Source organism: Paenibacillus sp. J22P90, from assembly GCF_059692195.1.
Genome location: NZ_JCAUAY010000001.1, coordinates 985,722 through 1,011,543, shown reverse-complemented (window position 1 = coordinate 1,011,543; position 25,822 = coordinate 985,722). Strand labels below are relative to the sequence as shown.

The 25,822-nt window shown below is 44.9% G+C and carries 19 protein-coding genes; 1 reads left to right on the top strand and 18 read right to left on the bottom strand.

Annotation, left to right across the window (positions count from 1 at the left end; genetic code table 11):
• The 9 genes from AC58UX_RS03600 to AC58UX_RS03560 all read right to left on the bottom strand — a co-directional run bounded on the left by AC58UX_RS03600 (position 1) and on the right by AC58UX_RS03560 (position 12,198).
• Entirely contained in the window at positions 1-783 is a 783-nt protein-coding gene (locus AC58UX_RS03600) for a sugar phosphate isomerase/epimerase family protein (RefSeq protein WP_497249720.1), read from the bottom strand.
• Between the two features lie 29 nt (positions 784-812).
• Positions 813-3,005, bottom strand: coding sequence for a hypothetical protein (locus tag AC58UX_RS03595; RefSeq protein WP_497249719.1), 2,193 nt, complete (start codon positions 3,003-3,005; stop codon positions 813-815).
• Positions 3,006-3,037: 32 nt separating this feature from the next.
• Entirely contained in the window at positions 3,038-4,426 is a 1,389-nt protein-coding gene (locus AC58UX_RS03590; protein ID WP_497250046.1) for an ADP-ribosylglycohydrolase family protein, read from the bottom strand.
• Positions 4,427-4,460: 34 nt separating this feature from the next.
• Positions 4,461-6,077: an extracellular solute-binding protein gene (locus AC58UX_RS03585; RefSeq protein WP_497249718.1), complete on the bottom strand. Its 1,617-nt coding sequence runs from the start codon at positions 6,075-6,077 to the stop codon at positions 4,461-4,463.
• A gap of 102 nt (positions 6,078-6,179) precedes the next feature.
• Complete coding sequence (locus AC58UX_RS03580; protein WP_497249717.1) at positions 6,180-7,049, bottom strand: carbohydrate ABC transporter permease; 870 nt, start codon at positions 7,047-7,049, stop codon at positions 6,180-6,182.
• Positions 7,050-7,058: 9 nt separating this feature from the next.
• Positions 7,059-7,988 carry an ABC transporter permease gene (locus AC58UX_RS03575; protein ID WP_497249716.1) on the bottom strand — a complete coding sequence of 310 codons (930 nt, stop codon included), beginning with the start codon at positions 7,986-7,988 and terminating at the stop codon, positions 7,059-7,061.
• Between the two features lie 173 nt (positions 7,989-8,161).
• Positions 8,162-10,432, bottom strand: coding sequence for an AraC family transcriptional regulator (locus tag AC58UX_RS03570; protein ID WP_497249715.1), 2,271 nt, complete (start codon positions 10,430-10,432; stop codon positions 8,162-8,164).
• Between the two features lie 188 nt (positions 10,433-10,620).
• Positions 10,621-11,235 carry a PH domain-containing protein gene (locus AC58UX_RS03565; RefSeq protein ID WP_497249714.1) on the bottom strand — a complete coding sequence of 205 codons (615 nt, stop codon included), beginning with the start codon at positions 11,233-11,235 and terminating at the stop codon, positions 10,621-10,623.
• A gap of 93 nt (positions 11,236-11,328) precedes the next feature.
• Positions 11,329-12,198: a helix-turn-helix domain-containing protein gene (locus AC58UX_RS03560; RefSeq protein WP_497249713.1), complete on the bottom strand. Its 870-nt coding sequence runs from the start codon at positions 12,196-12,198 to the stop codon at positions 11,329-11,331.
• 136 nt (positions 12,199-12,334) lie between these two features.
• Between AC58UX_RS03560 and AC58UX_RS03555 the strand changes: the two genes are divergently transcribed.
• Entirely contained in the window at positions 12,335-13,117 is a 783-nt protein-coding gene (locus tag AC58UX_RS03555) for a phytanoyl-CoA dioxygenase family protein (RefSeq protein ID WP_497249712.1), read from the top strand.
• Positions 13,118-13,183: 66 nt separating this feature from the next.
• Here AC58UX_RS03555 and AC58UX_RS03550 read toward each other — a convergent pair whose 3' ends face one another.
• From AC58UX_RS03550 to AC58UX_RS03510, 9 genes are all read right to left on the bottom strand, one after another.
• The gene (locus AC58UX_RS03550; protein WP_497249711.1) at positions 13,184-15,922 is read right to left on the bottom strand and encodes an alpha-mannosidase; all 2,739 of its coding nucleotides are present in this window, start codon (positions 15,920-15,922) and stop codon (positions 13,184-13,186) included.
• Between the two features lie 84 nt (positions 15,923-16,006).
• Positions 16,007-17,557, bottom strand: coding sequence for an ABC transporter substrate-binding protein (locus AC58UX_RS03545; protein ID WP_497249710.1), 1,551 nt, complete (start codon positions 17,555-17,557; stop codon positions 16,007-16,009).
• 80 nt (positions 17,558-17,637) lie between these two features.
• The gene (locus tag AC58UX_RS03540) at positions 17,638-18,522 is read right to left on the bottom strand and encodes a carbohydrate ABC transporter permease (RefSeq protein ID WP_497249709.1); all 885 of its coding nucleotides are present in this window, start codon (positions 18,520-18,522) and stop codon (positions 17,638-17,640) included.
• Positions 18,523-18,542: 20 nt separating this feature from the next.
• Positions 18,543-19,361: an ABC transporter permease gene (locus tag AC58UX_RS03535; RefSeq protein ID WP_497249708.1), complete on the bottom strand. Its 819-nt coding sequence runs from the start codon at positions 19,359-19,361 to the stop codon at positions 18,543-18,545.
• Positions 19,362-19,703: 342 nt separating this feature from the next.
• Positions 19,704-21,902, bottom strand: coding sequence for a helix-turn-helix domain-containing protein (locus tag AC58UX_RS03530; RefSeq protein WP_497249707.1), 2,199 nt, complete (start codon positions 21,900-21,902; stop codon positions 19,704-19,706).
• A gap of 169 nt (positions 21,903-22,071) precedes the next feature.
• Positions 22,072-22,830 carry a DeoR/GlpR family DNA-binding transcription regulator gene (locus tag AC58UX_RS03525; protein WP_497249706.1) on the bottom strand — a complete coding sequence of 253 codons (759 nt, stop codon included), beginning with the start codon at positions 22,828-22,830 and terminating at the stop codon, positions 22,072-22,074.
• A 32-nt stretch (positions 22,831-22,862) separates the two neighbouring features.
• Entirely contained in the window at positions 22,863-23,408 is a 546-nt protein-coding gene (locus AC58UX_RS03520) for a D-lyxose/D-mannose family sugar isomerase (protein ID WP_497249705.1), read from the bottom strand.
• A 3-nt stretch (positions 23,409-23,411) separates the two neighbouring features.
• Positions 23,412-24,626 (bottom strand): carbohydrate kinase family protein, encoded by a 1,215-nt coding sequence (locus AC58UX_RS03515; protein WP_497250044.1) that lies wholly within the window; start codon positions 24,624-24,626, stop codon positions 23,412-23,414.
• 11 nt (positions 24,627-24,637) lie between these two features.
• Positions 24,638-25,795 (bottom strand): Gfo/Idh/MocA family protein, encoded by a 1,158-nt coding sequence (locus AC58UX_RS03510; RefSeq protein WP_497249704.1) that lies wholly within the window; start codon positions 25,793-25,795, stop codon positions 24,638-24,640.
• Between the last annotated feature and the right edge of the window lie 27 nt (positions 25,796-25,822).

Genomic DNA, 25,822 nt, shown 5'->3' with positions numbered 1-25,822 from the left:
TTATTCTCCCTTATGTAGTGATTTCGTTTTAATAGCACGCTTGACCGAGGAAAGCAACCATTCCACCTCAGCATATTGATCCCCTGGTGCATTGTACTCCAAGCCTACACAGCCTTGGTAATCGGCATCATGCAATATTGTTAGACATTCCTCCAGACGATTCACCATATTATTGGCGTCTAGATGGGTGTGCATAATGTACTTGGCTAGCCTACGATCGCCATTCTCGATATCGCTGCGCCAGCGGTTAAAATGCAACAGAATCCCGTATGCCGGGTGGTCAACGGCTTCGGAAACCCGCTGCATCACGTCGGGATACAGCTGAGCGCCGTAATGATTTTCGGGTCCTACCTTGAACCCGGCGTTGTAAGCAAATTCGCTGTATTCCTTGTATCCGGAAACGATACAGTCGAACTGCTCCTCCGTCAGATCCGTCTGATCACGTACCCCAAAGTCGAGGCGCATCGTCTTCGCTCCGAGATACTCTGCCGCACGCAGATGGGCAAATGCGTTACGACGCAGCTCCTCGCGCTGCTCCCGATCGTCATGCCACAAATCTGCCCAGTCAACGCACAGATTTACGAGCTTAAGTTCCTTTTCTTCAAGCGCTTCTTTAACTTTTCGTAGATAATCTTCTTCCGTGCTGAGCAGCATGCCGTTCCAAATATCGGCTGTTTCCAAGCCGTAACGGAATTTGCAGGACTCCAAGTACCCAAATAGGTCGATCTTGCCTTCCTTGCGCAGTCCGTTAAATGAATATGAAGCAATGGATATGTTTTTCATTAAAATCAGCCTCCTAAAGCTTATTGTGCTTATTTCTTAACGTTTACAATGAATACCTCACTTGATGTTGCCCCAGCATCATTAACAAGCTCTGCGCGATACGCATACGTTCCAACGCTTCGATTCGTTAATAGGACCTCCGCTGATTGGGCAGCTGGTGTTTGCTGAATCAAAGATTGTGTATGGATGAGCACGCCGTTCTCATAGAGATGATAGGTCGAGCCGTTCGTTCCCCACCACATATGCATACTAACCTTATAGCTGCCATCTCCATCCCAATTGTCCGAGGAAAGAACGGCTTTCCCTGGAGCAGCATTCGTTACTTTCACTTCTCGGACTTCACTTCTTGTCGTACCGAATGCATTGGTAAGCTCCGCATAATACCGATAGCTGCCGTTCTTTTTGCCGTAGACGGAGGTTGTTACGGTTTGTGCGCTTGGTGATTCATCCATTAGAATGACCGTATCCATAAGGACATCATTCTCGTAAAGCTTATACACTCGGCCGTTATTTCCGTAGTACAAATTCATTTTCACTTGATAATTGCCATCTAGCAGCCCGGTATCATGTCCATTATCATCGCTTAGAACTGGCTTGCCAGGCTTGCCTGTACTCTTAGAGGGGATATTCCCAACTATCGCAGTAGCTGTACCACGGTTTCCTGAGGCATCTACAAATTCAAACGTAAAGGTGTCATTAAAAAGGAATCTGTAGCTGTTTGAACCCTCATTATTCGTGATGGTCACAGCTTCACTTGGTGTTATCGTGGCTATGACTTCCTCTGCTCCAGGATCAACCGTGCTATATGTCACAGCTGCCGTAGGCGCTTTCGTATCTTTAAAGCCATCGCGAATGTAAGCATTGACCTGATAGGATGTATATTCAAGCGGCCATTCTTTGAGTCCACGGTTTCTGGTCTCTGTTAAAAAGGCTTGTAAGGTTGCGGTTTTACCTAACGTGCCATGGTAGGAATCAACTGAGCGCGAAGGATCGTCCCAAGTGGGATTGACCATATCGCCGATCCCGCCGCCCCAGTTATACTGGATATTTCCCGCATAATTAATCCCAGCGTAATTCCTAATCCCGACATAGGAGCCTAGCTCTTTCCGATTAGCAACAATGTTGCCCTCGAGCGTAACTGTCCCGCTCCCTAGATCATCGAGCCAAAGTCCCCATACGGCAGCTGTTCTGGGTGCGCTGCTATTGGTTGGATCCATCCTTTTTCCTGCCAAAATAACGTTATTCTTGGCATGGGCGAACGTTCCGGCTGCCAATGGTGTACCGCTATAGCCCATCTGTAAACCGACGGAATTCTCCACGATCAAATTATCCTCATACAAGCCGCCTGGCCGACCATGAATGCCATGACTGGCACCTCGCGCAATGATATTCCCTCGCACAACGACATGATTGCCTACATTGCTCGTCTGAATATACATATTGTGATTGTATTGATTGGCTCCAGCACCAGGAACGGACTCATTCCAACCGTTGTGATCAAACAGATTTTCTTCCAGTAAAAGTCCATCTACACTTGTCGCATAAATGCCCGAAGGTCTTATCGCATTGCTGGTCGACGTATTCGGTGCCCAAACATCTGTTACAATGGATCTTCTGAGTTTAAAATTTTGATATTTAAAGGTTAAATAGTTTTGGACAATGATATCTGTAAATTCAAACTTACAATCTTCGACTAAGATATTGTCTCCGCCGCCCACGAAGCGTAAACTTGCCATCGAAGTCCCGTTGAAAGCGGGATCAGCGGGGTCCATTTTATAAGCCACAATATGAAGACCTATGATAGCTAAATGGGAACGCACCTGACCGTTATGATCGATAAAATGGGTACTAATCTTCAGTTTCGGCCTATCACCAGTGTGACCATAATAGGAAAGGACAAGCGGCTCGCTTGCGTTTCGGCCTGATTTAAACCGGCCTAACGTTTCGTCGGTCCACGTATCCCCTCTTTTCAACAGCATATGATCCGGATACCCATCTCGAACCAACGAAGCTGCTTTAGCAAGCGTTTTCACAGGCGTGTTAGCTGAAAGTCCATCCGAGGAATCATCACCTTCAGAGCTGCTTACATATACGATTAAGCTGTCTGAGCTCGTACTAATTTCCGTCCAACCGCTATTGGTTTGGTTGTCTTCCGCATGAACAATGCTTGAGCAGGTAAATATCGTAATCAATAAAATTAGAGCTGATACCATTTTCTTCAAAGTTCGTTCCTCCTCCATATTGGAAAAGATACTTACTGTTCTGATCTTATTTTCTCAAACACCTGAAAGCTCCGCTCCGCACATTCCGATATCGCAATGGGGTGAAAACCTGGAATATTCGAATACAAGGTATCGTTCAATGGCCGTGTCCATTGCGACGGAATGTTCTTCGCGCCAAGGAAAGCGCCCATGATCGAACCAACGGTTGCGCCATTGCAATCCGTATCCCAGCCTCCCAGTACCGCAGTTGCGATCGCCTTGGTAAAATCACCATCACCATGGATGAGCGCAGCTGTTACAAGTGCAGCATTATTGTTGGTGTGCACCTCGTGATAATGGTTAAAAGCATGCCAAATTCGGTCAATCATCTCGAGTTGATCCGGCGTGGTCTTGGCAATCTGAATCGCCTTGCGAATATCGTGGGCTAGCCGGCTAGTATGCGGAATTTCACGCAAGCCGATCTCAACGACCCTTTCGATATCCGTTTCCACAAAAGCAGATGCGATCATCGCCGCAACGAACATTTCCCCATATATCCCATTCTTAACATGGGAGAATGACGCATCTCTCCAGGCCAATTCTGCTGCTAACTCCGGATTTCCAGCAGCGCCATAAGCCAGACCATCCGCACGAATCTGTGCGCCGATCCATTCCCGGTAGGGGTTGAGATGATGTCTCACCCAGTTTAGCCTATCCTGCCAGTCTTCTGGCTGTGTAGCACCCAGGTGATGTGTCACCTGGGCGAAATTCAAATACGCTTGGGTTTCAGCTGTGCAAACCGCCTGATAGGGCAGCATTTGGTGCCAGAGCTTGCCAATATCCCATGTGTTAAACGCCAAGCCATAGCGTTCGAGCAAAACTAATCCCAGAACGGTGTAGCGGATATCATCATCGGTCGGCATGAACTGCAGTTGTTCACGAGTCGCAATCAGATTCGACGGACGAAGCGATAACGCCCCGTTTTGTTCTACCTGCGAGTGCATCGGTGCATAATTGTCGATTGGCCATGCATCCGCTCCCTTAAACCACAGCTTGACGTATTTCCAACCAGGATGCCGACTATCCCCTTTCATGAACGGAGCCGTTTCGAAAGGCAGCCCCAGCGCACAGCCGGAACACCGACCAAGCCATGCGCCATGGAACTTATCTCTCCATTCTTCATCCGTAAAAGTAGGGTTGCTTCTTTGGGGACTTTCCGGTCTTAACTGTCTAATCTCTTCTAAGGAGTTCGGCTCGTTATATGGGAAGTCCGATTGAGGGCTTAGTTGAGTTAAGGCTTGGTAAAATGCCTTCAGCTCATCCTCCGTCCATTCTTTGGAAGCTGCCCATCGCGCTTCAAATTCCGTCACGTCGCAGCCTTCTTCTCGCTTTTGCCGCAGTTCTTCTCTTGCCAAATCTCTTACCTGCATCCAGCCTGCCAGCCCAATCACCTACTCCGTATATGTCTTCAATTCCTTATTTCATATAGCGGCTATAAGCGGATTGCTGTACTTCAGTGAATTCATCAACACCCATATCTTTCAGTTTCTTCATAAAGCCGTCATAGCTCTTCTCGACATCTTCCGCACCCATAATCCACTTTTGAACCATTTCTCTCACATAGGTGTTAATCGCTACTGATAATTGATCAAATTTCTTTTTCTCTTCTGCCGTATAATTTAAGATGGGGAACGGCTTTTTCATATACTGATTTTTGGAGTAGTCCTCCACAGCTGTGATGGAATCCGGTGTAGATACAAGCTTAGTGAACTCTAGCGATTGCACATAACCGAATTCATGCTGCGCACCGAACTTATACATATTTTCCAAAGGTGTGCCTTTCATAATTTCCGGCATCATCTTAATTTGTCCGTTTTCCTTCGTATATGTTTGACCTTCTACCCCGAAATTGGCCAAGCGATTGCCTTCTTCCGAGAACCAGAAATCCAAGTATTTAATGGATTCTACAGGGTATTTATTTTTCGCGCCGATTCCCATGCCATGATTACCGAATTTTTGCTGCCAAGTCGCCTCGACATGCTTGCCGTTTACGTTTTGAGGAGGGGCGATGACAGCTAATTCAAAGCCTGGCACTTGCGTAGCCAACGAGCGATTGAAGTTCAATGTACTTGGGAAGAAGTCATGCGTTGATCCGCCTTTATTTTCGCCTAACAGAACATCCCTAGCTTTAGCCCCTCTAGTAAAGATTTCAACGTCAATAAGTCCTTCTTTATACCATTTGGCAATATTAATCATAGCGTTCTTGAATTGCGGCTGTGTAGGTCCATAAGTCAACTTGCCCCCAGATTCCGCCCATTGCAGCGTCAGATCCCCACCGTACGTCGCATCAAAAAACACAAGCAGATCATAGATCCCGCTAGTATCTCGGCTGAAATACGGAACTTCATCCGCTTTGCCATTCCCGTTCGGGTCCTTTTCCTTAAACGCTTTCAACACGTTATAATACTCCTGATACGTCTTAGGAACTTGGAGACCCAGCTTTGTCAGCCAATCTTTGCGAATAAGCCAGCCTTTACTAACACCGCTTCCATCATAGACGTACGGAATGAAGTAAATTTTGCCATCAGCCGCTTTGGCATATCTGGCGTAGTCAGGATCCTTATCCATAAACTTCTTCAAGTTTGGTGCGTTTTTATTAATCAACTCGGTTAAGTCCATCAAAGCACCTTGTGGGCCATATGTTTTCATCGTTTCACGGAACCCGTGTACGATATCGGGAACTTCGTTCGATGCGATCATCAGGTTGAACATTTCGCCGCTCTTTGAGCCGCTGCTTGGTCCTGTGCCTTTCAAGTTCACATTCGTTAACTCAGCAGCCTTCTTGAACACGGCCCAGTTATTATCGAATGCAAAGCGATCGCCATAATGCATATGTATCGTTAGATCGAGAGGCTTCTCACTCACTAGGGAGCCTGCTAATTTCTTCGGCTCTGGCGTTGCTGCAGGCGCATTGCTTGCTGCTGTTGACTCACTGCTGTTGCTGCTCGTGCTGCAGCCCACTAAACCTGCTGCAAGACCCATTGTTAATACTAGCGCGACCCCTTTGTTCATGCGTGACGGTTTATTCATCATTGATCGAAAACCTCCCATTATATGTTTATTATATATAAGAAAAACGTCATGTGACGTAATTCCAAAAGTTAACAATCCTGATTCTTTTCTATCAGAATTGCACTACCCCTTCAAAGAGCCAATCATGACACCTTTTACAAAAAACTTCTGAACGAATGGATACACTATCAGGATCGGCAGTGTCGCCACAATGATCGTGGCATAAATCACAGTTTCTTGCGCCGTCACACTTAAATCGCTCAAATTCTTGATTTCGTCAGCAACTTCCATTTGCACGACCAGCTTCTTCAACAATACCTGTAAGGGCATTTTCGATTCTGCCTTTAGCAGCACCATCGCCCAGAAATAGGAATTCCAATGCCCAACTGCGTAGAACAGACCGATTGTCGCCAACGCTGGCTTCGAAAGCGGGAGATAGAAGCTCCAGAGTATTCGCCAGTCGCTGGCTCCGTCGACCTTCGCCGATTCTTCCATTTCCTCCGGTATCGCCTGCAAGAACGTTCTGAGAATGATGACATTCATCGTCGAGATCGCAAAGGCGAGCAAAAATCCTGTTCGGCTATTGAGCAAGCCCAAATCCTTAAGGTTCAAGTACGTGGGTATCATCCCTGCGCTAAACATCATCGTAAAAGCAATGAAGAAGCCGATCGCTGTTCTGCCCATTAACCGTTTTTTCGAGAGCGGATACGCCCCCATTGTTGTGAAGAGCAGGTTGACGAGCGTCCCTGCCACCGTATAAAAGATCGTGTTCGCATAAGCGACCCAGAGCCCTTTCTCCTGCAGCACTGTCCGATACGACTCCCACGTAATTCCTTTTGGAAGTAAATACACGTCTCCTCTTAAGACATACTGCGCCTGACTGATCGAGGCAGAGAACACATAAATAAACGGATAAATCGTGGAGATAGCGAGCAATGAAAGAAACAGATAATTGATAGCGGAGAAAATCTTTTCTCCTCTGGATAGTCTCATAGGGGGCACCTACCACAGTCCGTTGCCGGTTAATTTTTTACTGATCTTATTGCTTAGGAAAACTAGAATCAGACCTACTGTATTGTTAAAGAGCCCGACAGCGGTGGCCAAATCATATTTCCCTTGGACTAGTCCTGACCGATACGTGTAGGTGCTTAGCACATCTGCTGTTGCATAGGTGGACGGCTGATATAACAAAATGATTGCCTCGTGTCCAACTTCAAGAAAGTTACTAATGCGGAGCAGCAGCATAATGACAATCGTGGGCAAAATGCCTGGTATGGAAATATGCCACATCCGTTTCAGCTTGTTCGCCCCATCCATCGTGGCTGCTTCATACAGCTCCGGATTCACCCCAGACAAAGCGGCGATGTAGATGATGGCACCAAAGCCGACTTCCTTCCATATTCCCATCGAGATAAAAATGGTGCGGAAATACTCTGGGATGGTGAGGAAGTAAATTTTGTCCCCGCCAAGCTTCTCAATCAAAAGGTTAATGAAACCATTCGTTGGCGCTAAAAAGTTAGTCACAAGCCCGGCAACAATGACGATGGAGATAAAATGCGGCATGTACGTCATCGTCTGAATGATTTTCGTAAACCAGAGCTTCCTCACCTCATTCAGAAGTAGAGCTAGCAGAATTGGCGCTGGAAAGGCAAAGATAAGGCTGTACAGACTGATCAACGCTGTATTTGACAGGTTTCTTAGGAAATAGGGGCTTTTGAAGAAGACTTCAAAGTTTTCAAACCCGACGAAGGGGCTTCCCTTAATCCCTTTAAATAAGTTGTACTCCTGAAAGGCCACAATCAACCCGTACATCGGCTTATATTGGAACAGGAAGTACCATACTACGAAAGGGGCCAACAATAGATATAAAGCGTAATCTCTTCTTATCTTGCTTGTGATACCGTTTACATTTCTGCCTATCAATTCATTCACTTCCTTCTGGCCTACTGGATATGTGAGCATCGTTTGGTTCTTAGATCAGTTATATAGGCAGATTGGGTTCACCGTAAATCATTAAAATTTGTGATGATCACGATCTTGTAGAACCCGCAATATATAAGGATATTAAGCTTGTATATCCAAAAAAAACGAGATGCAGTTATGGGCTATCCCACATCTGCATCTCGTTTTTTCATGTACTGGCCTGGCGAAACGCCTTCGTATTTCTTAAAAATGCGAATAAACGTATTCGCATTATTACATCCGACGAGCAAAGCCAAATCTTGAATTTTGACATCTTCTCGCTCTATGAACTCCTTCGCCTTCTTCACGCGATACATATTCAAGTAATCTTTAAAATTTTCACCTGTATACTGCTTGAAAATGACGCTCACATAACTCGAGGAAAGCTGTAAATATTCACTTATATCGGTTAAAGAGATATCTTTGTCATAATGATCTCGAATATAGGCCACCATTTTATCCGTCAATACGTGATCGAGCTCTGCATTTTTGACGTCTACTTTATTTAGCAGCTGTCGGACCAAATCCATAATCGATTGTCGGTATGCATCCACATGCTCCTGGTGTTGAAGCAAGCGGACTTGCCACTCTTGTCCGAAGATATCTGAAGACTGTATTTGCAGCTGCAAGCACATCCGATTAATCGTGGTAATGAATGCAAATGTTAAGCTATTGATATTGCCGCTTAAGGCATCTTCTGAGTCACAATTCCTTGCGATCAGCTGATGGATCAAGCTTTCAGCTTCCTTCTCATCTCCCGTCATGATCGACTGAATGAGTTCACGTTCTGCCTCCAGCGGGTAATACAAATGATTGATAAACCAAGTAGATCGATCTTCCGCGGAAATAACAGATTTTCTCGTAAATTCAAAGCCTAGCTCTAATAAATACAAGCAGTCTCGATACGATCTTTCAATATCTGCATACGCCGTGACGGTTCTACCTACGACAGCTTTCCATTGCAATGGATAATTACGATCCATCTCTTGAATGTATTGATTACAGAACTTGGTCATATCATCAACCGATTTGCCACACACTAAGATCGCTAATCGATGAAAGTCCAAATCGATGACAAAACCTTTTCCAGCTTCTCGAAGATCTTCCTCAGCTTTTGCGATAAATTGCGATTTCACCGCCAGCACGCTTTCTCGCTCCATCGTATCCAGGGATTTAATGTCTGTCATTTCGAAAACGGCAACTGAACAAGGCAGATCAATGACCTGCAGTTCATGTTTGGACAGCTCATCCTCCATAGCGGCATAGGAAACCTTGCCAATCAGCAAATCTCTTAAAAATTTCGATTGCAAGGAGCCTTTTTGATGTCGAATGATCTCCGTAAGCTCTTTATTTGTATTTTGAAACGTATCCGTAACTGACCTCAGGAATGAAAACTCATCTTCCTTCCCGTTCGTTTTACGCCGGTTGCCCGCTGCCTCATGATAATGCACCAACGTCCGAACCGGCTTATAAGCGTTTCTGGCCAGCACAGCAGCTATGATTAATCCCGCGATTAAACAAAGTAATCCAATGATGAGCGAATTTCGAAGTACACCGTTACTCACCTGAACGGCTGCTGATTCATTAATAATGTAGCTGTAATTCCAATCCTTCAACACTTTGCTGGATAACAAATAAAAGGATTGATCCGCTTTGGCCTGCATCTCGACTTGGGCAAATTGTTTGCCCGCATTCCAAGCTAATAACTGCTTATGTAAGAATTCACTTTGCTCCCTTAAATCTGGATCACCGGTGTAGAAAAACATCATTTGATCCTTATACAAAATGGAAATTGCTTCATTGGTCAACTTCCCCAATGCTGGTATAAACGCATCCGCCTTGAAGGTCACAAAAAAATAAACGTCCTCCGCCCTAGGAAGCTTAGCCTTCACGGCTAATTTCACCGATTGCGAGTTTGCGCTTTCTAGCTCATAAATGGAAGTCGGCCTATTCTCAGATGCTGGGCCAAATAGCTTCTGCAAAATTTGCTCTTTATTTAATCCTTGCTCTTGAAAATACCGATCGGTATCAATCGTATAATCTGGCGTAATAACAGTCCCCGAGTTGTTCATTGTCATATCAATTCGAAAGCCAATATTGGCATAAGCATCGTTGTTCGTTCTTAATTCCGCAAGTGCTAATGTATTAAAATAGGGATTAATGCCTCTCCCTCGGCTGTAATCCACAATCTTGTCGTTACTCTTTAATCGGTTGATACTATTTAATGAAGAAAGCAGCATGCCGTCAATTTTGTCCCGCACCTGCTCGATCAGAACCCGCTGCTGCGCATCAATTCGTTTGTCAGCAAATTCATTCTGATTGTAGTAATACACGCCTGAAGTCACAGATGCATAGAGCAACGCAACAATAAAAATGACCAGAAGCAGCTTAAAATAATATTTTCCTGCTTTCATGTCATGTCCCTCCAGTAATCGATTCTTGTTCAGCAACCCCTGTTGTTAACGCTTACTTAGAGGATTTTATATGCATTTTTTTAGATTATCAAGTTAAAAAAATAACCATTTTTTTGACTCATCACGATTTTATAGACTTTCAAATGAAAAAAAGCCCTGCGCGTCAGCAAGGCTTCCTAATATTCAAATTAATTATTAATATAACGTTCAAAGATGGAACCAAAATCTTTGACCTTCAATTCCGTATGCTTGCCCTTCAACCAATTGTAAGCTGAATCATTGATCGCATCGAATTGAGCTACAGGTGAAGTCGACTGCGTTGAGATACGACCTGTTGCTTCCTTCGCGATGACTACGCTTTGCTTGGCATATTCAAACAAGTCTTCGTTGTGGGATACCGTCTCCGAAATTTTGATTAAGGCTTTGTATAAGTCCTTAATCTGCTCGATTTGCTTCTTATCCACATCAATTGAGAAGTTCGTGTGACCAATAATGAACTTAATCTCAACGTCAAGATCAATCGTTCCAGCCGTTTCCATATAGACTTGGGAAATGGCATGTTGGTGATAGCTATAACGTTTCAGCACACGCTTGCTGCTGATCGCACTGTCTCCATCCAAATGAATGAGGGCAAGGTTAGTAAAGCAGTACTCATCCTTCTTGGATTTGATAATGAAGAAAATTTTCTCGCCATCCTCATGCATGACATAATCATCGGAATCGACTTTATCAAAATCCGCTGGACTAATCACTTTACCAATATCGCTTAAACCTAGTGCATCTGCCGCAAATTTCTTGAACAATCGAATCATCCTCTCATCATTAGGCGCTTATTTCGTTCTCATCTATTATACAGGATTGGTAGAATTTACATAAGTAGTAGATTGTTCCACATGCTATCGCTTTTCTTTCTGGCGGAATCGGCCAGGGGGTATTTTTTTCTCCAATATGAACGTACGTGTAAAATAATGAACTGATGAAAATCCAGTCATTTCCGCAATTTCTTTAATAGGTAAATCACTGCTCAGCAAGAGATGGGCGGCTTGGCGAATGCGTTCACTTCGGATGAAATTGGTGAAGCTCTCATGAATGCCCTCAGAGAATAAACGCGAGAGATGACGTTCCGATACATTCAAATAGTTAGCAACATCTTTGAGCTGGAGCGCTTGTGAGAGATTGTCACGAATATAAAGCTTGGCTCGCCGCATCAAGACGTGTGTGCTTTTACTTTTAGGATGAAGGATAGGTGACTTAGTACGTGTACCGAATGTAGCTGGAAATGAAACCAGCAATGCATAGGCCACAGACTGAACAGCCGCAAATGGGAGACTCCCCCGCCTTTCTCGGATGAGAAGTGATCGCCACAATTGTGCCGTTGGTTGATCATTAGCCTCATAAATAACGGCCTCACCATCAAGCGCAAGCATATGAAAGGCTTCCTTCATTATATCTTCACTTAAACTCTCATCTAGCTCAAAAGCAATATAGACAATGTTTAACCCTTTTTCCGTTCGAATTTGGTGGGTAATGCCAGGCCTTGAACAAAAAAGTGTACCCGCACGAAGTGGATAAATGACATCCTCTTCAGAATATTCCCCTTCTCCATCCAATATGTAACAGATTTCAAAAAAGGAATGCTTATGCGGTTGATTTTCAAATAAACACGGATCCACGCCCCAATAATGAACCTTAAAGCAGGCTTCTGCTCCCTGGATCACGTTGACTGACTCATTCAGCATCGCAAATGTTTCTTTATGCAGATACATGGCTTCACCTTTTCAGTAAAATGTCCTTATTGTGCAAAACGTTGTCCTCTGTTGAAAAAGATTCTTGAGGCATTCCCTCCTATAATTATAAATAGAAAGCGGCTTTCACAGCAACTATAAATGGAGGCATGGAACAATGATACAATCCAAAGATGTTGATTTTTACAAAGAAAATGGCTACTTGCTCGTAAAAGGGGTCTTCAATGCAGCGGAAGTTGCTGAGATGAGAGAAGCCGTGGAGAAGATTATTATTCGTGCGGCGCAAGCGAAAGCAGATAGAAATGATGCTTGGCAAGGCGATTATCTGCCCGCTGAAGAGCTGAAGAAGCTTGTTCTGAAAGGTTTTCACGATGTTCACTATCACGATTCCGCCTTCATGCGAGCTGTCATTCATCCCAATATGGTCGCTGTATTAAGACAAATTATCGGGCCTAACGTTCAACTACATCATTCTAAAATGTTAGTCAAACCGCCCGAAAACGGGGCTGCCTTTCCGATGCATCAGGATTACCCGTACTTCCCGCATGAGAATCATACGATGCTCGCGGCTAGTGTTCATTTGGATCACGCGGATGAAGAGAATGGTTGTCTGCGCGTCATTCCGGGCTCTCATAAAGAAGGAAGTTTACCCCATATCGGCACACATTACCTGAATCACAAAGAATATCCGATTCATATGGGAACACCTTGTGAAGCGGAAGCAGGCGATGTATTGTTCTTCAATTACTTAACGATTCACGGATCATCCTCGAATAAAAGTGAAAGAACACGAAGAAATGTGTTGTTTCAATATCGGGAGGCGAGCGATTTCCCTAGTAATCAGGAGCATTTTGATTGGGGTATGGGTTTGATGGTCAGCGGAGAAAATCCAAATTTCACGAAGGTGAAGCCGAAGTTCCAGATTATCAAAGAAGCTTAGTACTTAGAGGAGTAAACGTATAGAGGGTGTCCCCAGCCATGAAAGTGTCTAGGGCACCCTCTTTTTTTAAAATGAAATCTCGATGCTAATAATCTGCTTCGCCTTCGCTGCAAGGGATACGACATCCTCTGCGAAAGGAGCCTGACTTAGCAATTCTTCATCCAAATTAACGTAATAAGCGCTTACTACCTTGCGATCAAACTTGATTGATCCCTCTACATATCCTTCCGAGATGTTGAAAAGACGGATTACATAGCTATCGTTTCGATCTTCGGACAGCTTGATGGCACTTACGAGAAGCTCAGGTGATCTTACTTGTAGAAAGGAATGACTAAGTGATAAATTCGCTTCCCGCCGCTGCAACGATTCATACACAACTTTCCCTAGTTTTCTGTCGACTGAACGAATTCCCGCAACGAATTGCTGGTGTTCTTGCCAAATCCGACATGTATGTGACTCGCTTACGGTAAATGGACTGATCCCGTAATGAAATTCAAGCTCGGTGAGCAGCTGTCCGCCATCTCCGCCATCGGAGAGAACTTCTTTACCTGTGCTGCGAAATAACGTCAGTGCAACCGTTCTCGGTTCATCATTGCGAACTGCTGTTTCATATAACCCTTTGCTGTAGATCGCTAAGCCACATTTGCCATCATCGATGGTAAGAATACCTTGATGTGGAACCACATCTCGCGCCTTTTCCATATAGCCCGAATAGTCCGGTGGTTGAATGTTCCTTTTCACATAATCAAACGGTGTACTTGTATGAAAATGCTCGGTTTGCAGCCCCGAAGGAAACAACAGCCGTAGGCGGTGATCGCGCGCAGTATTATTAACCACAGTTCGGCATCGTAGGATCGGATCATTCTTCCGTAATTCCAGAAATGTCGTGACTTCAATCGCGACGACCTCTTCACTTCTTCTCGTTTCCTGAGGATGAATGGCATGGGGGACTTTGATTGAAGTGCGGATACGAATACGTGTCTGCAGCGGTCCGTCATAGACAACGGATATTTGTGCGCTCGACCCATAGGAAGTGTATACTTCGTTCGTTACTGGACTCACATGATTCCAGCCCTCGCCGATATCGGCCTCATCCTCAAGGAGCAGCAGGCCTGAATAACACTGTCCCGTCTGTACATCCGTTACGTCAATGGTGCCGTTCGGACGGACCTCCACTCGCAATCGTCCATTTTCCCACGTATTGGCGCTCATCCCCATGGATCCAAGTAAACGCACAGGAGCCGTAAGAGTAGGGGCATAGTAGTCACCAGGACCAGGATTGGTTAACGGCGTCTTGTGAGTTACGTAGACCGTATATCCAAATGACGGAACGTTAGCTTGGAAGGCTATACGGCACCGATCCACTTGCTCCGAATAAGGAATATCTCGATACGGCCTCCACATGCGCGTACTATTTTTACGCAGCTCCAGCAGCTGATAAGGAATCTCATTTCCTTCATGGTCATATAGACGGAATGATGTGCCGCCCAAGTGAGACATCGTAGCGACTGCATCTGACATGGCAGGCATAGCGAATTCGACCTCGATGACGCCATCGATCGGGGTCTGGGTCGCATTGAAGACCGTGATTATTTGATCCCCATCGATATCAGTTAACCCGTGATGGTTGGATATAAAGAGGAGCTGCTCTCTCACCATGCCTTCGGCGATAAGTCTGCTCTGATCAAAGCGATACATCATATCGCGATGCACTTGATCGATCGAACAGCCGCATATGGAATCATGCGGATGATTCTGAATCAAGTACTCCCAAGCTTTCGTCAGAAAAGTTTTGGGATACGATCGACCTTGCAGCGATGTGAATACGCCCCACGGTTCAGCCCATTTCTCAAGGAGAACTTCACAAGCCTGATTATTCATTTTTAAATGAATCCGAGAAGAAAGCACATTAGCTAGCACCCAATTATTTACACCGTTATACCCAGGTGATCTTTGCTCACCTTGATAAACTCGGAGCTCACCAATTTTCTCGCGTAAAGCACTAACATACGCTTCCAACGAGCAATGTTCGAACTTGGCATCCAAATCTGCAGTATTCAGTGTTTCCAATATCCATGGAAGATGGGGTTCAATCTCGATATGATCAACCCCGTCAAACCCAGCCATGATCGAGGTTGTAGCACGGTTGGATTTGTAGTCCAGCATCCCCTTCGCTCGCGTGATCAGCTCCTCGCGATCATACTGAAACTCCCGATTCGCAAACGGCCACCGGATAAAAAAGAAAAAGTCCCCGTACGAGCGGTCCTCATCAAGTTTAAGGCCCAATACCTGGCTGCCATCAGCACCTTCCCACCACATTTCCGATGCGTCAGCATCGCCATAAAATCCACGGAATAATACAGCGTTATTAATCCCGAAGCCTTGCAAGATTTGTGGAAACTGACTATTGTGACCAAAAATATCGGTGATATACCCGGATTTCATCGGTTCGACGCCGAAAGAGCGCGATCGGCGGTATCCAATTTGCAGATTTCGTATCAACGACTCCCCACTGACTAGAAATTCATCGGGCATAACATACCAAGGACCTATGCTAATTCGACCGCTCTGAATAAGCTTGAGAAGCCTCTCTCTATTCTCTGGTCTTATGTCCAAATAATCGTCCAAGACAATCGTCTGACCGTCCAGCATAAAATGGCGATAGGCCGCGTCTTGCTCCATCTTCGCAATGAGCTCGTCAAGCAAATAAACAAGCCTTGTGCGATAGCCTTGAAAATCCTGATACCATTCGCGATCCCAATGGGTGTGCGAAATCACATAGACTTTTTCTATTTTTTGAGGCATATCGTTCGATCTCCTTTAACAAGATCAGACGGACATTCCGTCATCAATCTCAGATTGTCCGCCTGATTCATTATCGTGCCATGCCTATTTTTTACTAGCCATAAATGCATCCAGCTGTTTCTGAACTTCAGCTATCGCTTTATCAATGCCGGCCTGTTTCATTTTTTCTTTAAATTGCGGTAACACTTTATCTACATCGGCAGTACCGCTTTTTAAGACTGTTCCATATTCAGCATTTACGCTATCAAGGGAAGCTACCTCTGTTTTAATCGGGCTCGTATCGAAGAGGAAGCCCATCGCAGGGAATCTCAAGGTTACATCTTTATCATAGTCCTTATAAGCTTCAAAGAATCCCTTCACATCCGTACCTTTGGACTTCATATATTTCGGGTTTTGCCAGATCCATTCAAATGGCAAGTAAGGAGGTTTAGCAGGATCAACGCCAGCAGGGAAGTTCACCGCACCGTCTTTGATGACATAATGTTTGCCCTCAACACCCAAAGTTAAGAGGTCATAGTTTTGCTGATTCTTTTGGAACCAGTTAAGGAATGCCACCGCTCTCTCAATATTCTTGCTTCCTGCAGCAATACTTTGGTAGTTCCAAGTTGTCACCTCTTGAAATACCTTTGGCGTGATCTGAATTCGAACGAATTCGACTTGCGCACCTGGAATAGCGGATACCGTCCGCGCATTGATATTGTACTCCGGTAGATCTCCTATAACGGAAGCGGCTTTACCTGCGGCAAATGCGGCACGGAAATCCTTGATGGATAGAACATCCTTCGAAATATACCCCTTGTTGAACAGTTCCCTGTGAAAATCCAGACCTTTTTTGTAAGCAGGCGTTTCCAGCATATTCTCGGCCTTCATAGTGTTCATATCAATACCAACACCGCTTGGCAATCCGCGCACAAATTCTTCTTTGAAATTTAAATCAAAGGAAGTGTTACCTTGGCTAAGCGGTATAATTTCAGGATTATTTTTCTTCACAGCTGCGTAGAAGGCTAACATATCATCTAATGTCTTGATCTCCGGCAAACCGTATTTCTCTCTTAAATCTTTTCTAACCGTGAAAGTAGCATAACCGGCAGCGGTACCGATCTGGGCGGCTGGAACACCATATGTTTTACCCTTCACTTGAACAACAGGCCAATAGTAATCTGGAATATTCGCTTTTAAGTCTTTGCCTACCTTAGCGATAGCATCGTCAAGAGCTGCGACGGAATTAGAGCTGATCAATTGCGCTAACAGCTCCGGATGTGTCCAGAGAATATCTACATTTTCTCCCGTAGACGTCATTACTTTTACTTTCGTGGCATAATCGCCCCATGGTACGTACGTATAATTGAGTTTCACATTCAGCTCATCCTTGACTGCTTTCTCAATCGCTGCGTTGACAGTCGCTTGATCAGGCTGCGGATCTCCAGGAAACACAATGTTTAAGGTAACGGGGTCAATTGGCTTTGCTGTTGCGACAGGCGCATCGGTCGCTTTCGTTACCGTGCTGGCGGCAGGTGTAGCTGGTGCAGGAGTAGATTCAGATGAATTGGAAGAACAGGCTGCAAGTGTGGCCATCGTGGTAATCATCATCGTGGAAACCAATATCTTGGAACCTTTCGTCTTTTGTCCTGACATGGTTTGTAACCTCCCATTTATTATGGTATAGGGGTCAAATTATATAAACGGTCATTAACCGCATATATCGCATCTCTGAACTAACCTTTTACGCCGCCAACCGTTAGGCCTTTGATAAAATATTTTTGCACAAAGGGGTAAACAAAGATGATTGGCCCGATTGTCACAATCGTAATCGCCATCTTGATCGATTCTGCTGGTACAGCTGAAGCCGCATACGTACTGCCTACACCTCCTGATGAGATGTACTGCATACTCGATAAGACCATCCGCAGCAAGTACTGTACGGGATATAGCTTCTGATCATTAATCAAGAGCAGCGGAAGCCACCAATCATTCCAATACTGCAATGCATAGAACAATCCGACCGTCATAACGCCTGGCAAAGCAAGTGGGAATACGATTTTGAACAAAATGTTGACTTCATTTGCACCATCTATTCTTGCTGATTCCAACATGGCATCGTCAATCGTCGAGAAAAAGTTCCTCAGCAGAAACATGTTCCACGCGTTCACCGTGTAGGGCAAAATGAGTCCCCAAATCGTATCGCCAAGATGCAAATATTTCGTCGTCACGATATACCATGGCACGAGCCCCCCGTTAAAAAGAATCGTAAAGAAGACAATAAACGATAGGCTATTCCGAAATCTCAATTCTTTTCTGGACAGTGAATAAGCAAGTAATCCCGTTATGATCATACTGAAAGCGGTACCAACTACGGTTACAAAAATAGTCACCCAATACGCCTTTCCAATCGAAGAGTGTCCCGAGAAAATATAAGCGTATGCCTTTAGGGAAAATACATGTGGAAGAATGCTGTAACCATGCAACTGCAAATATTTCTCATCCGTAATGGAACCCGAGAACATGATGAAGAAAGGTATGACGCAGACCAAGGCCAACAAGGTTAAAAATACATAGGCTAAGTAAGTCACAATTTTATCCTGCACATAGTTATTTTTCATGCACAATCTCCTAAACGTCGTTAGAATAATGAGCCTTCGCTTCTGTACTTTTTGACTAATGCATTGAATCCTAGCACCAGAATAAATCCTACCACGGACTGGTATAGTCCCGCCGCTGAAGACATGCCTGCATCACCAATGGTTCGTAAGGAGCGATAGACAAACGTATCAATGACATCCGTTGTTGCATACAGACTCGCATTATCACCAACAAGCGCATAGATCATCCCAAAATCTCCGTAAAAAATCCTCCCGACTGACAACAGCACCATGATCGTTATGGTCGGAGAAATAACGGGCAGCGTAATATACCGAATTTGTTGTAATTTCGTAGCACCATCCATTGCTGCGGATTCAAAATACTCCGTATTCACGCTCGTTATTGCGGCAATGTAGATCACAGTCAGAAATCCTGCATACTTCCAGATTGAGAATAAGACGAGAATTCCCGGCCATAGATCCGCTCGTTGTCCCCAGGCAACCTCTGGGATATGAAGAAATGCAAGAATACTATTGAGTAAACCGCCTTCCGAAGCAAACAAGTTGTAGGCAAACACGCTGACGACGATCCATGAGATGAAATAGGGTAAAAAGATAAAAGATTGCGTCACTTTCTTGAACCACTTGGAACTGACTTCATTGAGAAAAAGCGCTGTGACGACGGCAATTGCTTGTTGGAAAAAGATAAACAACGAGTTCAAGAATACCGTATTCCATGTAACTCGAAGCACTTTATCGCTGCTGAATAGGAATTTAAAATTATCAAACCCTACCCATTTGCTACCCAAGATGCCCAAATTTACTTTGTAATCCTTAAATGCAACAATAATGCCGGCCATAGGTAGATAAGCAAACAAGATGAAGTACAACAACCCAGGCAACATAAACAGATATAGTATTTTGTTTTTTGAAATATCGAGCAAAAATTCAATGGCGATGAATCTTCTTTTTCTGATTTAGCTCTCCACCTTTCCCCGGCCTCTTGCAGCTTGCTGTTTACACCGTTAGTCTATAAGCATTTGAGCCAATGTTGAAGTTAAAAGAATATACATGGTTTATATTTGCATACTTCTATGCCTATAAATTGCATACCAGGGTTGCAAAATCATACTTGTGGTAATGAAAAGACCACTCCTTAATGTAAAAGGATGTGGTCTGGAACGTTCCCCTGAACTTAGCTTTCAGATTTTTAGTTTATTTCGATATTCACTCGGGGACATGCCGGTATGTTTTTTGAATAACGTGACGAAATAGGACGGGTTGTTAAAGCCAACTTTAATGCCAACATCTTTGATGGCGATGTGATCTTGTTCCAAATAGGTCTTTGACCTATTTAATCGCAATTCCGTGATGTATTCGGAGAAGGATTGGTTAAATAACTCCTTGAAGAGCCTTCCAAAATACATCGGATTATAGTCAAATCGATTCGCAACCATTTCAACGGACAGCTCCGTATTAGCGTAGCAGCATTCGACGAAATCACGTATCCGCTCTAGGAGGTCCGAATTGAGGTGCTTTCTTTTCTCCTTAATTCGCTGCATGTCATGAAGAATATATCGAGCAAACCAAAGCTTCATCTGCTCTAACGTCTCCAATTTCCTCAGTTTGTTAACTGCATTGTTAAAGTTTGTGAGGAGATCATCTTTTACATCATGAATCGAAAGCTCCGTCGTAATAAACACCGTAAGCAAGAGATGATTGACCGCTAGCTTAATCAATTCAAACTGGCATTCTTTTAAAGCATTAAAAATATCATCCAATGCTCCCCCAATTAATTCCTCTTTGCCTAACTTAATGGCGTCCAAAAGCGTTTTTAATGGCTGCTGCGGATACTCAAACTCATGTTTGAAATTGGCAAAGACTGTTTCATACATTAGCGTGCTGCCTAAGCCGTACACAATTCGATAATCTGCGGCTTCTAACGCTGCTCGATAGGAGGCATGGTACTTCGTACAATCATTTACGAATGTCCCCCATGCAGCTGTGACAGTGGCGTCCATAGAATGTTTGAACTGTTCTTGTAGACTCGACAATATCCCCGCTAGCAGCTGTTTACTATTGAAAGCGTTGTCATCATTGATTAACAGAACAACATCTTTATTGATTTCAAGGGATTCATAGGCATAGTGCGGGTACATAAATTCATATATCAAATTCAGTAAGGTCAGCCTCATTTGTTTGTGACTATCTTCAGAAAACTCTTCCACTTCTAAAGTAGTTGTATCAAATAGTTCATCAATTCGAAGGATCAGGATGCTCGTACCCTCAAGCAAATCAACACGCATTGAAAAATCGAGTTCGCTGTAAGGCTGCGGATCCTTCACTCCATATAGCACCTCTTTTAAATAATCGACTTTCAGATTGTTCTTTGATTTCTCTTTCATTAGCTCCAAAGCTTCAACAAGTCCGCGTAACGGCGATGAAAGCTTCCCGCTCACAAACAATGCGGCTATCCCGCTTAAAGCAATTAAGATCAAACTTACCCAAATTACAGTATTTCTAAGTTTGCTAATGCTGGTTACTGCTGCTTGATACGGAACAACATGAAGAAAATGCCAACCTAGTTTCTGAGAGAAACTATGAGTTACCAACACTTTCTCACCACTTGAGCTAATATCAACAAAACTGTTAGTCCCCGTCTCTGTCAATACCTTCTGGATAGAACCTACTGTGGAGTAGTCCTTCAAAAATTCGCCGCCAGTCGGATCCGAGATGATCTTGCCATCTGAATCTACAATGAGAATGTTACCTTGATCCAACCTTTCATCCGGGTTAATACCATTCCGAACAGCTTCTTCTTTCACATTGACAATTAGCGCATTAAGAATGGCATTGGTTGTTTTATCTCGATTGTAATAAAAAATGGAATACACATTTTCTTCTATATTCTTGCTAGCAATCAGCTTTAATTTTCGGGGGATTAGGCGTACTTTTGTTTTGGGGTCAGAACTATTCAACAACGCTATCGCTTCGTTATCGATATTCGGGTAGTCGCTTGTCAAAAAAGAGGCATTGTTCCCATTGTAGATACCGATCGAATAAATACTTTCATTGATAAAGATGATGTCGTTCAGCTTTTTTAATGAATTATTTTCGACAATCGGATCACTCACAGCCGTATTCATTTGTTGTATGATCGGATATTCGAAGGAAAGCTGTGAGGAAACTTGCATGGCTTGGTTCAGCAGATATTCGGTAGAATTCTGGCCTTGCATCAATGTTCGCTCTGAGAGCTCATTGATTTGGCGAATCGCGCTGTTTGAAAAAATGTGGAACAACCAAATGGAAATACCTGCTATTGCAAGCGTTAACAAGAGGAGATAGGCAAAGAAAAACTTGGCAAACATTGTTTTGACAGGAAACCTAGTTCGAATGATCATGACACCCCGCCTTACATCTATATAATTTTCTATCTCGTCTTCTTTACCACATAAGAATTTATGAGTTTCCGGTACTCGGAAGAACAAATTATTACGTGGAAAATAATGAGTAAGCCGTTAACGCTTGCTGCAGCAAAGTTGACGGCTTTTTCTTAGAAGATCACTTGAATTAGATGCTTGTCACAATGTTTACTGCTTCTTCCTTGCAGGCTTCCGCAAACGCTTGATCCGGCATTTGATCCGTCATGATGCGGTCAACCGCTTTTAGGCTGGCGAAGGAGAATAAATCCTGCCTGCCAAACTTAGAATGATCCATCACGACATTCACTTCAGAAGCTCGTTGGATAGCAAGACGTTTAATCTCCGACTCGTGCATGTTTGAGTTGCTGAAGCCGTGCTTCAAGCTCACTCCCGTTGTGCCGATGAAAGCGCGATTGAAGGCCATTTGCTCCAAAGCCTGCGTCGCTACTGGACCTACCAACGTGGACGTTTGGTCCATCAGCATGCCGCCGATCACGATCGTCGAGATCTGCTTTCCTTGCAGCTCAGCAGCAATATTAAGGGCATTGGTCACAACCGTTATATTCTGGTTCGCTGGTATAAACCTAGCCACCTGAAGCGTTGTCGATCCCCCGTCAAGGAAGATCGACTCCCCAGGCTGAACCCGCTGCGCGGCTAGTTTTCCAATCCTTATTTTTTCGTCGATAAAGACGCCGGTCCGCTCCTGCAGTGTAATATCGTTGCCGACTAATATCGCGCCGCCAAACGTTCGTTTAATATGCCCCCACTGCTCCAGCTTCTCCATATCTCGGCGCAGGGTCATCTCGGTGACGTCGAACATTTCTTTGAGCTCGGCCATTTTGACTTCACCATCGACAGCCATGCGATCCAATATTTGCTGCTGTCGTTGATTGAGCGGGTTGTGCATGTTGAAAGCCTCCATGTTCATTATCGATGTTACTAATCTTCCTCAATACGCGGCATCCGTTCAACGCGCGGGTCGGTAAAGATGTCAAACTCATCACGACTGGTGCTGGAAAATTCAGAGACGACCGCGCCTTGATCCCCTGCTTGAAACCAATGCTTCGTGCCAGGCGCAATCGTATACTGCTCGCCTGGGAGCAGTTCAATCTCGTGGAACACCGTATAGTACGCCTCGCTCCCGGCTGGAACTTCTGCTTGAATGACAGCAGGCGCTTCTCCCTCCACGTACAGCCATACCCGTCCTGAGCGGCAGCGAAACGTTTCCATTTTACCGGGATCGTTTCCTACTGGAGGATGCACATGTTCAGGACAAGTCTGCCTCGGGAAGAGGACTAATTCCTTTGCGCAATATCGATCTGTATTCACATAGGTTATCAATTCTAGACCTTGAATGTCCAATTGATCGAGCCCAAATCCAGCAACTTCAATGTTTCGAATTTCATCTGCCGTTAACACAATTCCACTCAATTGCAAAATTTGTGCCGTGCGTTCCTGCGCTTGACGAATTTGGCTTCTTTTCATCGGCTATCGGCTCCTCTGGCATTTTTGGTGATGCGGACCTATCCAAATCATCTGCTCATTCAAGACCCAATTCGGTAAGCTTAGCTTCATCTCGCGCTTAGCCCAACCGTTATTGATGCGTTCCCAGACCTCGGAACCCGAGCGAATTCCACTGATTGCATCGGCCTGCTCCACATTACATGCACCGACTCCTACGGCGGTTTGCAGAACTTGCTCCAGCCCCATACCTTTTAAGAAACTATATAAAAATCCCGCAATCGTGCAATCACCAGCCCCCGTTGTGCCAACAACGTCGACTTGATAACACGTTGAAAGCATTTCGTTATCCAGCCAATTCTCACGTATGGGTTCTGTAGGTGAACATTTTCCCATGGCCAATAATCGAGCTTCTTCCCCTGTCGTACGCACATATAGACCATGATCACCTAGCTTTAATCCGACGATTGCCACGCCCATATCCATCAGTTCGTCCGCTACCTCAGCCAGGAATTCTCCTGTTGCATAAGGGAGTAAATCTCCCGAGCCTGATTCCTGAATCCATTGCTCATATCGTTCTCGATGGAGCATGTAGACGATCTCTTCAAAGCTAGGCAGAAACACATCCACATAAGGAAGTGCTTTGGTTAAAATGCTTCGCCAATCCGCACGGCCAGCTTCTGACGCAGGATCAGGCTTCGCAAGATCAAGGGACACGGTCAGCCCTTCACGCTTCACCTTTTTCAGCAGCATAACCAGCTCATCCCCGTTATTCTGATACATGCTGCGCATGAGTGGGGGATAGCCAAAATGAAATAGCCGCGCTCCTTGCAGCTGTTCGATAGGGAGGTCAGCCGCAGTGTAAGTATCGTTAGCACCCGTCGCATGCAAAAAAATGCGGTCCGTCTGCGGCGGACTAATTACGATCGAATAAGAGCTGTTTTCCCCTGAAGCTATAATCATGTTCTCTGCTAACGCTGGATCATGTTCTCCCAGTTTCGCTAGGATCGCATCGCCGAATAAATCATTGCCCACTTTGCCCATGAGACTAACCTTGCTGCCTAGACGATGAAGCGCGATCCCCGTGTTGGAAACAGCGCCTCCTGTAGAGATCACTGCTTTGCCAACTTCAACCAGCTTTCCCGGTACAAATAAGGAATCCAGCGCCGTATGCCCGCCATGAATCGCTGGGATAATATCCAAACAAATATGTCCAGCTACGATTACTTCCGCTTGATTCATCTTGGACAACTTTAGTTCCTCCAGTCAATCGGTATCGTTTGACCTGTTCGATGTGATGCCAAGGCTGCGGTAAAAAGGGTATGGCTATCCGCCGCTTCCTCTGGGGTCGCGCAATGAAACGATTGTTTCATGGCTTCTTTGTGAACCAGCTCATCGCAGAACGCAGCCCACATTTGAAGAATCGAATCCGAGAAGCCAAATTCGAAAATGCCCCCAGTAATCGTCGTGTAAGCTGATTTATATGGCATATCCATCACATGCCACGCTTGAACCCCTCCTGGGGTATAGGGTAAGAAGGCCACTTGCTTCGGATTTTTAGTCGTGAATTCAGCAGAAAACGCTGTGCCCGTAATCCGAATAAACCACGTATTGGCATGGCCTGGGGCAATTCGTTTCATCGATAGCACCATTGGAAATTGTTGGCTCTCAGTCTGTACATCACAGGCCAGAATCGCATTATCCCACGTTTCACATGGCACCATAGTTCCGCTGCTGTCAGGCCGCTGCGGCACAATCTTGGACAAGAGCGCCCTCACCGATTGGGGCTTCCACCCAAAACGCATCGGCAAATGCAGGACATGCATGCCTAAATCTCCCATGCATCCATATTCGCCATTCGTGGCGATTTGCCTTTTCCAATTAATCGGTTTCGTTGGATCCAAATCGCTGGAGTGCCAAAAGCCGGCCTCCACTTCAATGATTCTCCCGAACTTATTCTCTTGCACCCATGCCGCAATTTGCGCAGCCCCTGGGAAAAATGGGAACTCCGAAGAGCATCTGACGATAACATGAGGATTCTCTTGAATGGCTTGCTGGATAAGCGTGTTCGCCTCCTGATCCATTCCGAATGGCTTCTCCCCTAACAAATGTTTGCCAGATTTGATGATATCGATATAGATTTGAGCATGCAGATTGTGCGGAACGGCACAGTAAATTGCGTCCACATCAGGATTCGCCAGCATTTCTTGGTAGTCCGTATAAGCAGCTTCTACACCAGGGATATTCTCTTGAAACCACTGAGTAGCAGAAGCATTCGCATCACATACAGCTATAATCTTCGGCGCAAAATCTACCCCTGACAAATGACACCAACGGGCAGCCGCGCTTGCGAACTCCTTGCCCATGAGTCCACAGCCAATGACGCCAAAGCGAATAATCGTTTTAGACATGCGTACATCCTCCTTCTCGGTATACGG

Bases quoted from the DNA above. Each gene is read 5' to 3' on its own strand.
- AC58UX_RS03520 (WP_497249705.1), bottom strand. From the start codon at position 23,408: ATGAAAAGAAGCCAAATTCGTCAAGCGCAGGAACGCACGGCACAAATT.
- AC58UX_RS03580 (WP_497249717.1), bottom strand. From the start codon at position 7,049: ATGAGACTATCCAGAGGAGAAAAGATTTTCTCCGCTATCAATTATCTG.
- AC58UX_RS03585 (WP_497249718.1), bottom strand. From the start codon at position 6,077: ATGATGAATAAACCGTCACGCATGAACAAAGGGGTCGCGCTAGTATTA.
- AC58UX_RS03545 (WP_497249710.1), bottom strand. From the start codon at position 17,557: ATGTCAGGACAAAAGACGAAAGGTTCCAAGATATTGGTTTCCACGATG.
- AC58UX_RS03550 (WP_497249711.1), bottom strand. From the start codon at position 15,922: ATGCCTCAAAAAATAGAAAAAGTCTATGTGATTTCGCACACCCATTGG.
- AC58UX_RS03515 (WP_497250044.1), bottom strand. From the start codon at position 24,626: ATGAATCAAGCGGAAGTAATCGTAGCTGGACATATTTGTTTGGATATT.
- AC58UX_RS03570 (WP_497249715.1), bottom strand. From the start codon at position 10,432: ATGAAAGCAGGAAAATATTATTTTAAGCTGCTTCTGGTCATTTTTATT.
- AC58UX_RS03510 (WP_497249704.1), bottom strand. From the start codon at position 25,795: ATGTCTAAAACGATTATTCGCTTTGGCGTCATTGGCTGTGGACTCATG.
- AC58UX_RS03600 (WP_497249720.1), bottom strand. From the start codon at position 783: ATGAAAAACATATCCATTGCTTCATATTCATTTAACGGACTGCGCAAG.
- AC58UX_RS03540 (WP_497249709.1), bottom strand. From the start codon at position 18,522: ATGAAAAATAACTATGTGCAGGATAAAATTGTGACTTACTTAGCCTAT.
- AC58UX_RS03555 (WP_497249712.1), top strand. From the start codon at position 12,335: ATGATACAATCCAAAGATGTTGATTTTTACAAAGAAAATGGCTACTTG.
- AC58UX_RS03535 (WP_497249708.1), bottom strand. From the start codon at position 19,361: ATGGCCGGCATTATTGTTGCATTTAAGGATTACAAAGTAAATTTGGGC.
- AC58UX_RS03560 (WP_497249713.1), bottom strand. From the start codon at position 12,198: ATGTATCTGCATAAAGAAACATTTGCGATGCTGAATGAGTCAGTCAAC.
- AC58UX_RS03525 (WP_497249706.1), bottom strand. From the start codon at position 22,830: ATGCACAACCCGCTCAATCAACGACAGCAGCAAATATTGGATCGCATG.
- AC58UX_RS03530 (WP_497249707.1), bottom strand. From the start codon at position 21,902: ATGATCATTCGAACTAGGTTTCCTGTCAAAACAATGTTTGCCAAGTTT.